Origin of the sequence: Kitasatospora sp. NPDC057692, assembly GCF_042799475.1 — a bacterium.
Lineage (GTDB): Bacteria > Actinomycetota > Actinomycetes > Streptomycetales > Streptomycetaceae > Kitasatospora.
The window spans coordinates 1-13,882 of the sequence record NZ_JBHVIV010000052.1 but is presented as its reverse complement, the minus strand read 5'-3'; the positions used below and the strand labels follow the sequence as shown (position 1 = coordinate 13,882).

The window sequence follows — 13,882 nt, the reverse complement described above, 5'->3', positions numbered from 1 at the left end:
GCACGGTCCGGTCGCCCGGGGACCCCCTCCCCCGAAGGTGAAGACGCATGGTGATGAAGAAGAGCGGGGCCGGCCTCGCGGCCGCCCTGGGCGCCGCGGTGCTGCTCGGCGGCGCGGGTGCGGGCGCGGCGCACGCGGCCCCGACCGCCGGCGGCGCCGCCCTGGCCAAGACCGACCTCGCCCAGGCGCTGGGCGGCACCACGACCGGCCTCGGCTACGGCATCGCGCCGCTCAAGGACCTGCGGCTGGACCCGTGGGCCAACTCCTCGGCCGACGTGCTGAACAACGGCGCGACCGTCCAGCCGGACGGCGGCCTGGCGCCGGTCGGCACCGGGACGCTGACCGGCCCGCTCAGCGCCGGCGGCGGTCCGCGCGACCTGCCGCTGGTCGGCGGGCTGCTCGGGGTCCTGCCCGGCTGAGCCGCCGCCGCACCGCGAGAGCCCGGCACCCCGTCGTGAGGGGGTGCCGGGCTCTCGGGTGCGGGGCGGCGGCCTAGAGCTGGGCGAGGCCGGCCAGGCCGGTCTCCCCGACGACGCCGGTGGTGGTGGCGGTCGCGGTGGTGGCCAGCGTCCCCACCGAGTCGGTCACCGAGATCCGCTCGTCCTCGTTGCCCAGGGTGGCCTTGGCGCCGGGCACGGCCTGGATGGCGCCGGTGACCAGCCGCGGGTCGATCTCGCCCACCTTGAGCCGGCCGTCGGCGAGCTGGCCGGTGCCGTCCTCGACGAGCGAGAGCGGCTTGCCGAGGCCGATCCCCGGGGTGTCCGCACGCAGCGGCGCGGCCGGGGCGTCCAGCAGCAGCTCGCCGAGGTCGGCGCCCTGGTCGAGCAGCGGCAGTGGCAGCTCGGCCTTGGCGGTCGGGCCGACCTTGCCGATGCCGAGCCCTGGCACGATGCGCTCCGGGATCAGCGCGTCCCCGGTGGTGCGGGCGGGCTCCGCCGGCATCAGCAGCGAGGTCGGGATGCCGGCCGAGATCCGGCTGTCCAGCGGCGCCAGCGGGATGTCCACCGGAACCTGCTGGGTGGCCAGCTGCTCCTCCAGCGCCCCGACCTGCTCGGGGCCGACCGGGGCGGCGGACGCCGCTCCCTGGGAGGCGAGCACGCCCGCGCCGACCGCCAGCAGCATCGCGCCGGCCCGCTTGGAGAACCTCATGCTTTTCACCGTTCCACCTGTCCGTACTGGAGATCCAATGGGGAGGCGGCTGCGCGGGCGCAGCCGAAAGCAATGGGCTCAACGAGCGACCGGTGCCGGCGAATGCGACGGTTAACCGGTTCGGGTTAATAATCCGATCGGCTCCACCCGGCCGTCGCGCCTCCCGGACTCTTTTCCAAAACCCCCGTAACCTTCCGAGCCGTGATTCTTTGATCTGGACGTCAGTGACCGCAGACCGGGTCTGAGCGTTGAACGCGTTGTACGCACGGAAACCGCACGGAAACCGAGCTTTTCAGAGAGGGATCTCCTCATGATCCAGAAGTCCTTCGCCGCCGCCGGCCTGGCCGCCGCGGCGCTGGCCGCCGCCGCGGCACCGGCCTCGGCCATCGGCGACGCGGACGGCGCCGCCGGCTCGTTCCAGGGCAACGGCGGCACCAACTTCACCGGCACCGTCGGGGACCACAGCCCGAACTTCCACTTCCTGGACAACGCGAACGTCTGCCTGCCGGAGATCCACAACATCGCCGTCGGCATCCTCGGCGTGGCCGTCCCGGTCGAGGTCCCGATCGCCAACAGCGGTGGCAAGCAGTACTGCACCCAGGGTCAGGGCACCCAGAGCCACGGCGACGCGGGCGTCTCGCACCTGATCGGCTGACCCGCCCGTCCCAGCAGCGTCACCCCTTCCGAACCGACCACCTTCGAATCGCTCCCCGATTCAGCCCCGAGAGGAACACCGAAATGATCAAGAAGTCCCTTGCCGCCGCCGGCCTGGCCGCCGCCGCCATCGCCATGTCCGCCGGTTCCGCCGGCGCCATCGCCGACTCGGACGGCGCCGCCGTCTCGGCCCAGGGCAACGGTGGCACCAACCACACCGGCACCTACGGCGACCACAGCCCGAACAACCACGTGCTGGACAACCCGAACATCTGCCTGCCGGAGATCCACAACGTCGCCGTCGGCATCATCGGCATCGCCGTGCCGATCGAGGTGCCGGTCCTCAACAGCACCCCGAAGCAGATCTGCAACGTCGGCCAGAACACCCAGTCCTCGGGCGACGCGGGCGTCTCGCACCTGATCGGCTGATCCAGGCGCACGGCGCGACGGAGGGCCCGGGGACGTCTGGTCCCCGGGCCCTCCCGGCGTCCGGGCGCACCCCCCACAGGCAGGGCGTCCGCACCGGACGCTCCGGAAGAAAGGGCAGATCCATGAAGAGCACGCTGGGCAAGATCACCCTGACCGCCATCGGCGCGCTGGCGCTGGCCGGCCTCGCCGTCCCGGCGGCGTCCGCGCACGTCGGCGTGGCCGGCGGCGGCGGGTTCGTCGCCTCCGCCGACCCGGTGTTCGCGGCCGGCGGGGGCGGGGGCATCGCCCACACCTCGCACATCAAGGCCGGCGAGTTCGGCTGGGGCGCCGCGACCTCCACCGAGCTCGCCGGTGGTGGCGGCGGCTTCGCCCACATCGGCGACTGATCGCGAGGCATGACGAAGGCCGGGCCCCTCCCGTCGGGGGGACCCGGCCTTCGGCGTGCGCGGCTGGGGCGGCGTCCGCTACTTGAGCATCGCGGCGGCCTCGACGGCCCAGTAGGTGAGGATCTGCTCGGCGCCGGCCCGGCGGATCGAGGTGAGGGTCTCCAGGATGGTCCGCTCCCGCTCGATCCAGCCGTTGGCGGCGGCGGCCTCCACCATCGCGTACTCGCCGGAGATCTGGTACGCGGACACCGGCACCGGGGAGGCGTCGGCGACCTGGCGCAGCACGTCCAGGTAGAGCATGGCGGGCTTGACCATCACCAGGTCGGCGCCCTCGGCGAGGTCCAGCTCCAGCTCGCGCAGCGCCTCCCGGGCGTTGGCCGGGTCCTGCTGGTAGCTCTTGCGGTCGCCCTTGAGCGAGGAGTTGACGGCCTCGCGGAACGGCCCGTACAGGGCGGAGGCGTACTTGGCGGTGTAGGCGAGCACGGCCACGCCCTGGTGCCCCGCCTCGTCCAGCGCCCGGCGGATCACGCCGATCTGGCCGTCCATCATGCCCGACGGGCCGACCATGTGGACGCCCGCCTCGGCCTGCACGACGGCCATCTCGGCGTAGCGCGCCAGGGTCGCGTCGTTGTCCACGGAGCCGTCCTCGGCCAGCACGCCGCAGTGGCCGTGGTCGGTGAACTCGTCCAGGCAGAGGTCCGACATGACCACCAGCCGGTCGCCGACCTCCGCGACCACGTCGCGGATCGCCTGCTGGAGGATGCCGTCCGGGTTGGTCCCCTCGGAGCCCGCGGCGTCCTTCACCTCGGGCAGGCCGAACAGCATGATGCCGCCGACCCCCGCCTCGGCGGCCTCCACCGCGGCCCGGCGCAGGGTGTCCCGGGTGTGCTGGACGACACCGGGCATCGAGGAGATCGGCTTCGGCTCGGTGATGCCCTCGCGGACGAACGCGGGCAGGATCAGCTCCGCCGGGTGCAGCCGGGTCTCGGCCACCAGGCGGCGGACCGCCGGGGTCGAGCGCAGACGGCGCGGGCGGACGTACGGGAATTCGGCGGACACGGCTTCTCTCTCCGAACGATGGTGCGGTACCGGGGGCGGCGGTCGGCCGCCCCCGGTCTCTACGTCAGCGGGCGGCCTTGCGGCGCGAGCCCGGACGACGCTCACTGGGCCGGTAGACCGGCTCGCCCGCGGCGGTCGCGGTGTCCCGCCGCTTGCCCCCGAAGTCCGCCAGCGCCTGGGCCAGCGCGGCCGCGGACGGGGCCGGGGCCATCACGTCGACCCGCAGGCCGTGCTCCTCGGCGGTCTTGGCGGTGGCCGGGCCGATGCAGGCGATGACCGTCACGTTGTGCGGCTTGCCCGCGATGCCGACCAGGTTCCGCACGGTCGAGGACGAGGTGAACAGCACCGCGTCGAAACCGCCGCCCTTGATCGCCTCACGGGTCTCGGCCGGCGGCGGCGAGGCGCGCACCGTCCGGTACGCCGTCACGTCGTCGACCTCCCAGCCCAGCTCGACCAGGCCGGCCACCAGGGTCTCGGTGGCGATGTCGGCGCGCGGCAGCAGCACCCGGTCGATCGGGTCGAACACCGGGTCGTACGGCGGCCAGTCCTCCAGCAGCCCGGCCGCGGACTGCTCGCCGGAGGGCACCAGGTCCGGCTTCACGCCGAAGTCCACCAGCGCCTGCGCGGTGGTCTCGCCGACCGCCGCGACCTTGATCCCGGCGAACGCCCGGGCGTCCAGGCCGTACTCCTCGAACTTCTCGCGCACCGCGCGCACCGCGTTCACCGAGGTGAAGGCGATCCACTCGTAGCGCCCGGTGACCAGGCCCTTGATCGCCCGCTCCATCTGCTGCGGGGTGCGCGGCGGCTCGACCGCGATGGTCGGCACCTCCTGCGGCACCGCTCCGTACGAGCGCAGCTGCTCGGAGAGGCCGTGCGCCTGCTCCTTGGTGCGCGGCACCAGCACGTTCCAGCCGAACAGCGGCTTGGTCTCGAACCAGGAGTGCGAGGCGCGGTGGGCGACCTGCTCGCCGACCACGGCTATCACCGGGGTGGCCGGGTCCACCGGGGCGGAGACCGGGGAGGGCAGCACCCGGGCGGCCTTGAGGTCCGCCGCGATGGAGGCCAGCGTCGCGGTGAAGGTGCGCTGGCGGGTGGTGGTGCCGGAGAGCGTCGCGCTCAGCGCGGAGTCCGGCTTGCGGCCGTTGGAGACCAGCGCGTTGGCGGTGGCCGGCAGCTGGCCCAGGGTGGTGCGCACCACCAGGGTGGTCTCCGGCGCGCCCAGGTCCACCGGGGAGCCGGCCAGCAGGGCAGCGGCCTCCACGAAGCGCACGTCGGTACCGGCCGCGCCGCGCAGCGGCACGCCCGCGTAGGCCGGGACGCCGACCGACTGGGCGACGCCCGGGATCACCTCGAAGGCGATCCCGGCACCGGCGCAGCCGAGCATCTCCTCCGCCGCGCAGCCGTCCAGGCCCGGGTCGCCGTCGACGGTCCGCACCACGTGCTTGCCGGACCGCACGGCCTCGGCGACCAGGCGGGCCAGGTCGAAGTCCGGCCCCTCCGCGCCCGGGGTGTGCACCTGCACACCGGCCGGACAGTGGCTGCGCACCGCGGCGGCGGTCAGCGGGTCGGCGACCAGCACGTCGGCGGAGGCCAGCACCTCGACCGCGCGCAGGGTCAGCAGGCCCGGGTCACCGGGACCGGCGCCCAGGAAGGTGCAGCGCCCTTCGGCGGGGACGGTGCCCCCGAACGGGCTGTCGGCCGGGAACGGGCTGTCGGTGGCGGTGGTGGGGCTCATCGGGCTCGCTCCCCCATCAGGGCGGCCGCGCCCGCGTCGAGCAGCCGGGCGGCCAGCGCGCGGCCGAGGGCCGCCGCCTGCTGCTCGGCGGTCTCGTCGAGGACGATCGGACCGTGGGCGGACATCTTCAGCAGGGTGGCGCCGTCGACGGTGCCGACCACGCCCTCCAGCCGCAGTTCGGATCGGTGCTCCCAGTCGGCGAGCGCGGCGACCGGAGCGGAGCAGCCGGCCTCCAGGGCGCCCAGCAGGGCGCGCTCGGCGGCCACCGCGACCCGGGTGGGGGCGTGGTCGAGGGCCGACAGCGCGGCGGTCAGGGCGGTGTTGCCGGCGGTGCACTCGACGGCGAGCGCGCCCTGGCCCGGAGCCGGGACCATCAGCTCGGGGTCGAGGTGCCCGGTGATCTCGGCGGCCCGGCCGAGCCGGTTCAGGCCGGCCGTGGCCAGCACCACCGCGTCCAGCTCGCCGGAGGTGACGAAGCCGATCCGGGTGTCCACGTTGCCGCGGATCGCGACCGTCTCCAGCTGGGCGCCGTTGGCCCGGGCCCAGGCGTTGAGCTGCGCCATCCGGCGCGGCGAGCCGGTGCCGATCCGGGCCGGGCGGCCGGCGCCGGCCAGCTTCTCGACCAGTTCGCCCAGCTCCAGGCCCTCGCGCGCCACCAGGGCGTCGCGGCTGTCCTCGCGCTGCGGGACGGCCGCCAGCACCAGGCCCTCGGCGGCCGCGGTCGGCAGGTCCTTGAGGGAGTGCACGGCGAAGTCGATCCGGCCCTCCAGCAGCGCGTCGCGCAGCGCGGAGACGAACACCCCGGTGCCGCCGATCTGGGCCAGCGCCTCGCGGGAGGTGTCGCCGTAGGTGGTGATCTCCACCAGCTCGACGGCGCGCCCGGTGAGGCGGGTCACCTCACGGGCGACCATGCCCGACTGGGCCATGGCGAGCGCGCTGCGCCGGGTGCCGAGCCGCAGGGGTGCGACGGTGGCGTCCGGCGCCTGGCCGGTGAGCGGTTGACCATTCATGAGGTGATCGTCCCGGTGGTACTCGTGGGATGGCTGACGGTTCATCCGGCGCCCCCGCCCGCAGGCTGCTGGGTGCCGATCGGGGTGCCCGAGACCGCGTGGACGGCGGCCGGGTCGAGGTCGAAGAGTTCGCGCAGGGCCTCCGCGTAGGAGGCGCCGCCCGGCTCGGCGGCCAGCTGCTTCACCCGCACGGTGGGGGCGTGCAGCAGCTTGTCGACCACCCGGCGGACGGTCTGGCCGATCTCGGCGCGCGAGCGCTCGTCCAGGCCTGGCAGCCGGGAGTCCAGACGGCCGAGCTCGGCGGCGACCACCTCGGAGGCCATCGCGCGCAGCGCCACCACGGTGGGGGCGATCCGCGCGGCCCGCTGGGCGGCGCCGAAGGCGGAGACCTCGTCGGAGACGATGCCGGCGACGGCGTCGACGTCGCCCGCGCCGGGGGTGGCGGCATGGGCGTGCGAGAGGCTCTCCAGGTCGACCAGCAGCGCGCCGGGCAGCTCGTGCACGGCGTGGTCGACGTCGCGCGGCATGGCGAGGTCGAGGAAGGCCAGCGGGGTCGAGCCGGCGCGCACGGCGACGGCGGCGGCGACGTCGTCCGCCTTGATCACCACGCCGGCCGCGCCGGTGCAGGAGATCACCAGGTCGACGTCGGCCAGCGCCTCGGGCACCTTGGACAGCTCCAGGGTGCGGGCGACGTCGGCGCCGAGGATCTCGGCCAGCCGCTCGGCGCGGGCCGGCGTCCGGTTGGCGATCAGCAGGTCGGTCACGCCCGAGCGGACCAGGGTGGCGGCGGCCAGCGAGCTCATCGAGCCCGCGCCGACGACCAGCGCCCGCTTGCCCGCGATCTCGCCCGCGCCGGCCGCGACCTGCTCCAGGCCGAAGGTCACCAGGGACTGGCCGGCCTTGTCGATGCCGGTCTCGCTGTGCGCGCGCTTGCCGACCCGCAGCGCCTGCTGGAACAGCTCGTTCAGGCCGCGCCCGGCGGTGTGCTCCTCCTGGGCCTTCGCCAGGGCGTCGCGCAGCTGGCCGAGGATCTGGCCCTCGCCGACCACCATCGAGTCCAGGCCGCAGGCCACCGAGAAGAGGTGGTGGACGGCGCGGTCCTCGTAGTGGACGTAGAGGTGCGAGGTCAGCTCCTCCAGGTCGACCCCGCTGTGGTGGGCGAGCAGCAGCGACAGCTCGGCGACGCCGGCGTGGAACTTGTCCACGTCGGCGTACAGCTCGATCCGGTTGCAGGTGTTCAGCAGCGCGGCCTCGGCGACGGTCGCGGACGCGGCCGCGTCGTGCAGCAGCCGCGTCGGCACGCCACCGGTCAGCGCGGCGCGCTCCAGCACGCCGACCGGGGCCGTGCGATGGCTCAGCCCTACGACGAGAAGACTCACGCCCGCTCCCTGGTCCCACGAATCTCGGTGCTCATGCCGGCATCACCGCGGACAGCTCGCCCTCGCCGGCCTTGCCGGGCTTGCCCTTCGCCGCCGGGTCCGCGTCCTCGGCGGCCGCGCGCGTCTTGCCGCTGCCCCCGGCCGCCCGGCGGAGCTTGGCGGCGGCGGCGCGGACCGGGCCGGGGGCCCGGTCGAGGACGGACTCGGTGCGGTCCGGCTCGTCGCCGGCCTTGCGCTGCTCGTGGAAGGCGAGGATCTGCAGCTCGATGGAGAGGTCCACCTTGCGCACGTCCACGCCGTCCGGGACGGTCAGCACGGTCGGGGCGAAGTTCAGGATGCTGGTGACGCCGGCCTCGACCAGCCGGTCGCAGACCTGCTGGGCCGCGCCGGGCGGGGTGGTGATGACGCCGATCGAGACGTGCTGGCTCTCCACGATGGACTCCAGTTCGTCCATGTGGCGCACGGGCAGGCCGGCCGCGCTGCTGCCGACCACGGCCGGGTCGGCGTCGAGCAGGGCGGCGACCCGGAAGCCGCGGGAGGCGAAGCCGCCGTAGTTGGCGAGCGCGTGGCCGAGGTTGCCGATGCCGACGATGACGACCGGCCAGTCCTGGGTCAGGCCCAGCTCGCGGGAGATCTGGTAGACGAGGTACTCGACGTCGTAGCCGACGCCGCGGGTGCCGTAGGAGCCCAGGTAGGAGAAGTCCTTGCGGAGCTTGGCGGAGTTCACCCCGGCCGCGGCGGCCAGTTCCTCGGAGGAGACGGTCGGCACCGAACGCTCGGAGAGCGCGGTGAGCGCGCGCAGATAGAGGGGCAGCCGGGCGACCGTCGCCTCCGGGATGCCCCGGGCACGCGAGGGTCGGCGCGCGGCGCCCGGGTCGGGCGTCTGCGAACTGCTCTGTGGTGATCGGCCGATTGCCACGGTGCTCCTGTGGGTGAAGCTGGGCTTTGTCAGCCAGGCTATGCGTTTGTGAACGTGTGCACAAAGATGGTGTCCGATTTGTCCCTGCACAGTGATGCGCATCACGCCGGTGAACCCATAGCACCGGCCGATTTCCGGGCCGCCGCCGGGGGCGGTGCGGCGGGTGGCCGGGGACCGTACGGGAGGCGCTCCGGCAGCTCGCGCGGGGAGGGCACCGGGGCCGGGCGGGCGGGGTCGCGCAGGACCAGCGGGACCGGCTCGCCCGACGGGCGGGAGCGCGCCCGGCCCAGCCGCGGCCACGCCACCCGGGCCGCCTCCCTCAGCGGCTCCGTCCAGTCCCCCGGCGGACAGGACGGCGCGTCCAGGCAGTGCCGCAGCAGGCCGGCGGTGGCGCGGGCGTCGCCGAGCGCGGTGTGCGCGGCGAAGGCGCCCAGGCCGGCCGCCTCCACACAGGCCGCCAGGCCGAAACCGCCGGCCCCCGGCAGGTGGGCGCGGGCCAGCCGCATGGTGCACAGCAGCGGCACCGGCGGCAGCGGCACCCCGATCCGGGCGAACTCGCGGTCCAGGAAGGCGTGGTCGCAGGTGACGTGATGGCCGACCAGCACCCGGCCGGCCAGCAGCTCCAGCAGCCTCGGCGCGATCTCGCGGAACCGCGGGGCGCCCTCGACGTCCTCCTGCGCGATCCGGTGCACATGGGTCGGGCCGACCGGGCCCAGCGGGTCCAGCAGCGTGGAGAACTCGCCCTCCGCACGGAGCCGCTCGTCCAGCAGCACCACCGCGACCTCGACCACCCGGTGCCGCCAGGGGCTGCGGCCGGTCGCCTCCACGTCCACCACGGCGAAGCCCCCGCGCGCGGCCGACGGGTCGGCGGGCGCTGCCGGGGGCGGGCCGGGAAGCATGGCGGCACTCCTCGCGTGCTCAGCCCCCCATGGGCGCAAACGAGTTCGATCGTAAGCCGGGCGACGGGGGGCGCCCCAAGCCGCGCACGCGGAATCTTCACAACGATTCGGCGAACCGACCCCGCCGGACGGCGGGGGTCGGCGGGGCCTCCCCGCGTGGGTCCGGCGGGAGGGGCGGAAGGCCGCCTCCGGCCGGGGCGGGTGGGGTCAGGCGCCGAGGGCGGTGCGCAGGCGCTTCTCGTCCACGCGCCAGAAGTCGTGCTGGCGGCCGTCGATCAGGGTGACCGGGATCTGCTCCCAGTAGCGGCGGTAGAGCTCCTCGTCCTGCGTGATGTCCTTCTCCTCGAAGGCCGCGCCCAGCTCGGAGGCCACCCGGACGATGACCTCCCGGGCGTCGTCGCACAGGTGGCAGCCGGGCTTGGCCACCAGGGTCACCGTCCGGTCGGCCGGCTTCGGCCCCGGGTTCTTGTCACGTCGCAGCAGTGGGCTCACCCCGCCATTGTGCGACGCCCCTACAAACGGGCCGGACACGACCGGCCCCCTTCCCGTTCACCCGCCGGGCACGCCGCCGTCACGGCCGCCGCGCAGGTCGCTGGCTATGCTCGATGGCATGGCCGTGCTCCGAAGGCTCATCCAGACAAGGCGCTCCACCGGCTCGCGGACCGCCCTGGCGGGCGAGGCCGCGGCCGAGGCGGCGGAGGCCGCCCTGCGGGCCGCGCCGGAGCCGCCCGCCGCGGCGCCCGAGGGGTCCCAGGAGCCCGCGGAGGCCCAGCCGGCCAAGCGCGGCAAGGGCCCCAAGGCCCCCGAGGCCAACCACACGCCCGAGCCGGACGACCCGCGCGCCGCCGCGTTCTTCGACTGCGACAACACCATCCTGCGCGGCGCCGCGATCTTCTACCTCGGCGTCGGCCTCTACCGGCGCGGCTTCCTCAGCCGCCGGGACATCGCCCGGTTCGCCTGGCAGCAGGCCTGGTTCCGGATGCACGGCGCCGAGGACCCGGAGCACATGGCCGACGCCAAGCACACCGCGCTCGGCGTGGTGGCCGGCAAGCGGACCGCCGACCTGGAGGCGCTCTGCGAGGAGGTCTTCGAGGACGTCATCGCCGACAAGGTGTGGCCGGGCACCCGCGCGCTGGTGCAGATGCACCTGGACGCCGGGCAGCGGGTCTGGCTGGTCACCGCCGCCCCGGTGGAGGTGGCCCGGATCATCGCGGCCCGGCTCGGCATGACCGGCGCGCTCGGCACCGTGGCCGAGGCCCGCGACGGCGCGTACACCGGCCGGCTGGTCGGCGAGCTGCTGCACGGGCCGGCCAAGGCGGCCGCCGTGCGCTCGCTGGCCCGGCGCGAGCGGCTGGACCTGGACCGGTGCGCCGCCTACAGCGACTCGGCCAACGACATCCCGATGCTCTCGCTGGTCGGCCACCCGTACGTGGTGAACCCGGACGGCGCGCTGCGGCGGCACGCCCGGGCGCAGGGGTGGCGGGTCCGGGACTTCCGGACCGGGCGGAAGGCGGCCCGGGTGGGCCTGCCGGCGGCCGCCGCGCTCGGGGTCGCGGCGGGCGCCGCCGCGGCCGGGGTCGCGCTGCACCGCCGCCACCGCGGCTGACCCGCCGCTCCCGACGGCCGCCGACGACCCCCGACGGCCCCGGCCGGAGCGCCGCCGCGGGCCCGCTCCGCAGCCCTCGTCCGGGCGCCCCTCGCCGGGGTGAGCGCGGTCAATCCGCACGCTGACCAGGCCGCCCGTACGGGCGAACTCCCGCGCGTCGCGGGTCCGTCCGGGCCCGTCGACCGAACCCGCCACCCCGTGACCGGATCTGATCGTTCGCCGGCTCGCGAAAGTCGGGGATTATCCGGCCGCCGGGCCGGGAAACCGCCCGACACGCGCCCGAATTGGTCACCCGGCGCACCCGTTCTGTCACATGGAGCCAGGCGATCGCCGATACGTTCGGTCAGTGTCGGCCGGATATGCACCCCTTGCGGATCCCAAACGACCACTTCGACCACACGGTGTAGCTGTCATTGCACAAAGCGTTATTCTCTCCTGGATGCACGTCACCCACCCGCCCCAGGTGCGACCGGGGCGGGACGGACGTGCTCTCCGCGCAGGCGGAGGTGATCCGTCCACAGTTCTGCCTCTGGGAGTCCCGTGTACCCACCCGTCCGGAACGACGCGCCTGCACCCTCCCGCCCGTCGTCCGCGCCCCTGCGCTCCCGCACCGGCCTCCGCGGCCGCCCCGTCCCGCCCCGGCAGATCTCCAACGGCCTGGACCTGCTGCGCACCCTGCTCCGCAGCCAGCTCGCCGCCACCCCCCAACTGGTGCCCGCCGGAGCCCCGTCCGGCCCCGGACCCGCCGCCGGCGGCGGACCCCTGCTGCGCACCACCGCCGCCGGATCGGCCGGCACCGGCGCGCGCGGCCGCACCGGCACCACCGGCGGCCGCAGCCGCTCCCGCACCACCACCGGCCCCGGCCACGAGACCGAGCACAATCCGATCATGGAGCTGGTCGAGCAGGCCCAGGCCGGCGAGAGCGAGGCCTTCGGCCGGCTCTACGACCACTACGCGGACACCGTCTACCGCTACATCTACTACCGGGTCGGCAGCCGGGCCACCGCCGAGGACCTCACCAGCGAGACGTTCCTGCGCGCGCTGCGCCGGATCGGCACCTTCACCTGGCAGGGCCGGGACTTCGGCGCCTGGCTGGTGACCATCGCCCGCAACCTCGTCGCCGACCACTTCAAGTCCAGCCGCTTCCGGCTGGAGGTCACCACCGGCGAGATGCTCGACTCCAACGAGTGCGAGCGCAGCCCCGAGGAGTCGGTGCTGGAGTCGCTCTCCAACGCCGCCCTGCTGGAGGCCGTCCGCCGGCTGAACCCGCAGCAGCAGGAGTGCGTCACCCTCCGCTTCCTGCAGGGGCTCTCGGTCGCCGAGACCGCCCGGATCATGGGCAAGAACGAGGGGGCCATCAAGACCCTCCAGTACCGCGCCGTACGCACCCTGGCCCGCCTGCTCCCGCCGGACGCGCGGTGAGCGGGCGGGGTTCCGGGGAGGGCTCCGGAGGAGCGGCGGGAGAGATAGGGAGCGGGCCGTCACCTTCCGGGGCGGCCCGACACATCCGGGTGAACGGTCGGTCCGATGATCAGCCGCGCGTAACCGACCGCCCGCACCGCTCGTTGGCCAGCGTGCAAGCCCCCACCAGGCGTACGGTCAAGTCGAATTGCGACCTCTCACCCGATGGAGTGGCTATGGCTTGCCGGGGCAACCGTCCGGCAGGCCGGGGTGTCGACAACGACGAAGGGAGGTGTGGCCCGTGACGGCAAACGTGCTGGAGCACCGCCGGGCGAAGGCCTTCGCCGAGGCGCTGGAGGCCCACCGGGCGGAGCAACGCGCCGCCGACGGTGACGGATCGGCCAACACCGCTGGCGGGCACGCCGGTTCGGCCGCGATGGCGGAACTCATCGACACGGTCGGCGCGCTGAGCGCGCTGCCCGCCCCGGAGCTCGACCACGAGGTCCGGACCGTCCAACGCGCCCAGCTGGTGGCCGCGTTCGAGCAGGCCTTCGCGGGCGGCCCGGGCGCCACCGTGCCACGGCAGCGCCGCCACCGGGCCATCCGCACCGCTCCGCGCGGGCGTTGGAGCCGCCGGTTCGCGATCGGCGGACTCGTCGCCGGCCTCGCCGTCGGCAGTTTCGCCGGCGCCGCGGCCGCCAGCGGCAACGCCCTTCCCGGCGACCCGCTGTACGGCATGAAGCGCGGACTGGAGGGCCTGCGGCTCAACCTCGCGGAGTCCGACAGCGAACGCGGCGAACTGCTCCTCGACAACGCGGCCACCCGCCTCGGCGAGGCGCGGTCCCTGGTCGGCCGGACCGGCTCCGGCGGCGCGCTCAGCCCGGGCACCGTCGAGCAGGTCCGCAAGGCGCTGGACGCCATGCACGCGGACGCCCTCAAGGGGCGCGACCTGCTGCGGGCCGTCTACCGCACCAACGGCTCGCTCGACCCGATGCGGACCCTGGCGGGCTTCGCCCAGGACGAGGACGGCACCTGGGCCGAGCTCCAGTCCCGGCTCCCGGTCCAGCTCACCCCGCAGGCCCACCTGGTGGACCAGCTCTTCGACGACATAAGCCAGGACGTCGCGCCCCTGCGCCTGGTCCAGCAGCCCGCCAAGAGCGGTGCGCCGGGCGGCGGGGCGGGCGGCGGCAGTCACGGTCCGGGCGCCGGCGGCTCCGGCGCGCCGTCGGCCGGGACGGCTCCCGGCGGCAACCCGG

General features: G+C 74.9%; 15 protein-coding genes. 7 read left to right on the top strand and 8 right to left on the bottom strand.

Going from position 1 to position 13,882, the window contains the following annotated elements; translation table 11 throughout:
- Positions 1-47 precede the first annotated feature (47 nt).
- The gene (locus ACFVFS_RS26145; RefSeq protein WP_380627131.1) at positions 48-419 is read left to right on the top strand and encodes a hypothetical protein; all 372 of its coding nucleotides are present in this window, start codon (positions 48-50) and stop codon (positions 417-419) included.
- A gap of 73 nt (positions 420-492) precedes the next feature.
- Here ACFVFS_RS26145 and ACFVFS_RS26140 read toward each other — a convergent pair whose 3' ends face one another.
- Positions 493-1,149 carry a hypothetical protein gene (locus tag ACFVFS_RS26140; protein ID WP_380627130.1) on the bottom strand — a complete coding sequence of 219 codons (657 nt, stop codon included), beginning with the start codon at positions 1,147-1,149 and terminating at the stop codon, positions 493-495.
- A gap of 310 nt (positions 1,150-1,459) precedes the next feature.
- Between ACFVFS_RS26140 and ACFVFS_RS26135 the strand changes: the two genes are divergently transcribed.
- The 3 genes from ACFVFS_RS26135 to ACFVFS_RS26125 all read left to right on the top strand — a co-directional run bounded on the left by ACFVFS_RS26135 (position 1,460) and on the right by ACFVFS_RS26125 (position 2,618).
- Positions 1,460-1,804 carry a rodlet layer protein gene (locus tag ACFVFS_RS26135; protein WP_380627129.1) on the top strand — a complete coding sequence of 115 codons (345 nt, stop codon included), beginning with the start codon at positions 1,460-1,462 and terminating at the stop codon, positions 1,802-1,804.
- 83 nt (positions 1,805-1,887) lie between these two features.
- Entirely contained in the window at positions 1,888-2,232 is a 345-nt protein-coding gene (locus ACFVFS_RS26130; RefSeq protein WP_380627128.1) for a rodlet layer protein, read from the top strand.
- A gap of 122 nt (positions 2,233-2,354) precedes the next feature.
- A complete protein-coding gene (locus ACFVFS_RS26125; RefSeq protein ID WP_376086303.1) occupies positions 2,355-2,618 on the top strand; it encodes a hypothetical protein in 264 nt (87 codons plus the stop codon).
- A gap of 78 nt (positions 2,619-2,696) precedes the next feature.
- Here ACFVFS_RS26125 and hemB read toward each other — a convergent pair whose 3' ends face one another.
- The 7 genes from hemB to ACFVFS_RS26090 form a co-directional block, all read right to left on the bottom strand.
- On the bottom strand, positions 2,697-3,677 hold the full coding sequence (gene hemB, locus ACFVFS_RS26120) for a porphobilinogen synthase (protein WP_380627127.1): 981 nt from the start codon (positions 3,675-3,677) through the stop codon (positions 2,697-2,699).
- 64 nt (positions 3,678-3,741) lie between these two features.
- Complete coding sequence (locus tag ACFVFS_RS26115) at positions 3,742-5,412, bottom strand: uroporphyrinogen-III synthase (protein ID WP_380627126.1); 1,671 nt, start codon at positions 5,410-5,412, stop codon at positions 3,742-3,744.
- The gene (gene hemC / locus ACFVFS_RS26110; protein ID WP_380627125.1) at positions 5,409-6,422 is read right to left on the bottom strand and encodes a hydroxymethylbilane synthase; all 1,014 of its coding nucleotides are present in this window, start codon (positions 6,420-6,422) and stop codon (positions 5,409-5,411) included. The genes ACFVFS_RS26115 and hemC overlap by 4 nt, the downstream gene beginning before the upstream one ends.
- Positions 6,423-6,463: 41 nt before the next feature.
- Positions 6,464-7,801 (bottom strand): glutamyl-tRNA reductase, encoded by a 1,338-nt coding sequence (locus ACFVFS_RS26105; protein ID WP_376086307.1) that lies wholly within the window; start codon positions 7,799-7,801, stop codon positions 6,464-6,466.
- A gap of 31 nt (positions 7,802-7,832) precedes the next feature.
- A complete protein-coding gene (locus ACFVFS_RS26100) occupies positions 7,833-8,720 on the bottom strand; it encodes a redox-sensing transcriptional repressor Rex (RefSeq protein WP_376086308.1) in 888 nt (295 codons plus the stop codon).
- A gap of 101 nt (positions 8,721-8,821) precedes the next feature.
- Entirely contained in the window at positions 8,822-9,619 is a 798-nt protein-coding gene (locus tag ACFVFS_RS26095; protein ID WP_380627124.1) for an exonuclease domain-containing protein, read from the bottom strand.
- Positions 9,620-9,826: 207 nt separating this feature from the next.
- On the bottom strand, positions 9,827-10,111 hold the full coding sequence (locus tag ACFVFS_RS26090) for a glutaredoxin family protein (protein ID WP_380627123.1): 285 nt from the start codon (positions 10,109-10,111) through the stop codon (positions 9,827-9,829).
- Positions 10,112-10,229: 118 nt separating this feature from the next.
- Between ACFVFS_RS26090 and ACFVFS_RS26085 the strand changes: the two genes are divergently transcribed.
- The 3 genes from ACFVFS_RS26085 to ACFVFS_RS26075 all read left to right on the top strand — a co-directional run.
- Complete coding sequence (locus ACFVFS_RS26085; RefSeq protein ID WP_380627122.1) at positions 10,230-11,225, top strand: HAD family hydrolase; 996 nt, start codon at positions 10,230-10,232, stop codon at positions 11,223-11,225.
- 645 nt (positions 11,226-11,870) lie between these two features.
- Entirely contained in the window at positions 11,871-12,647 is a 777-nt protein-coding gene (locus ACFVFS_RS26080) for an ECF subfamily RNA polymerase sigma factor, BldN family (protein WP_380627182.1), read from the top strand.
- 280 nt (positions 12,648-12,927) lie between these two features.
- Positions 12,928-13,882, top strand: a 955-nt coding sequence (locus ACFVFS_RS26075; RefSeq protein ID WP_380627121.1) for a DUF5667 domain-containing protein, incomplete at its 3' end; no start/stop codon positions are given.

What these genes read in the sequence shown, in the direction of transcription:
- hemC (WP_380627125.1), bottom strand. Translation starts at nt 6,422, where the DNA reads ATGAATGGTCAACCGCTCACCGGCCAGGCGCCGGACGCCACCGTCGCA.
- ACFVFS_RS26115 (WP_380627126.1), bottom strand. Translation starts at nt 5,412, where the DNA reads ATGAGCCCCACCACCGCCACCGACAGCCCGTTCCCGGCCGACAGCCCG.
- ACFVFS_RS26135 (WP_380627129.1), top strand. Translation starts at nt 1,460, where the DNA reads ATGATCCAGAAGTCCTTCGCCGCCGCCGGCCTGGCCGCCGCGGCGCTG.
- ACFVFS_RS26095 (WP_380627124.1), bottom strand. Translation starts at nt 9,619, where the DNA reads ATGCTTCCCGGCCCGCCCCCGGCAGCGCCCGCCGACCCGTCGGCCGCG.
- ACFVFS_RS26145 (WP_380627131.1), top strand. Translation starts at nt 48, where the DNA reads ATGGTGATGAAGAAGAGCGGGGCCGGCCTCGCGGCCGCCCTGGGCGCC.
- ACFVFS_RS26140 (WP_380627130.1), bottom strand. Translation starts at nt 1,149, where the DNA reads ATGAGGTTCTCCAAGCGGGCCGGCGCGATGCTGCTGGCGGTCGGCGCG.
- ACFVFS_RS26125 (WP_376086303.1), top strand. Translation starts at nt 2,355, where the DNA reads ATGAAGAGCACGCTGGGCAAGATCACCCTGACCGCCATCGGCGCGCTG.
- ACFVFS_RS26130 (WP_380627128.1), top strand. Translation starts at nt 1,888, where the DNA reads ATGATCAAGAAGTCCCTTGCCGCCGCCGGCCTGGCCGCCGCCGCCATC.
- ACFVFS_RS26085 (WP_380627122.1), top strand. Translation starts at nt 10,230, where the DNA reads ATGGCCGTGCTCCGAAGGCTCATCCAGACAAGGCGCTCCACCGGCTCG.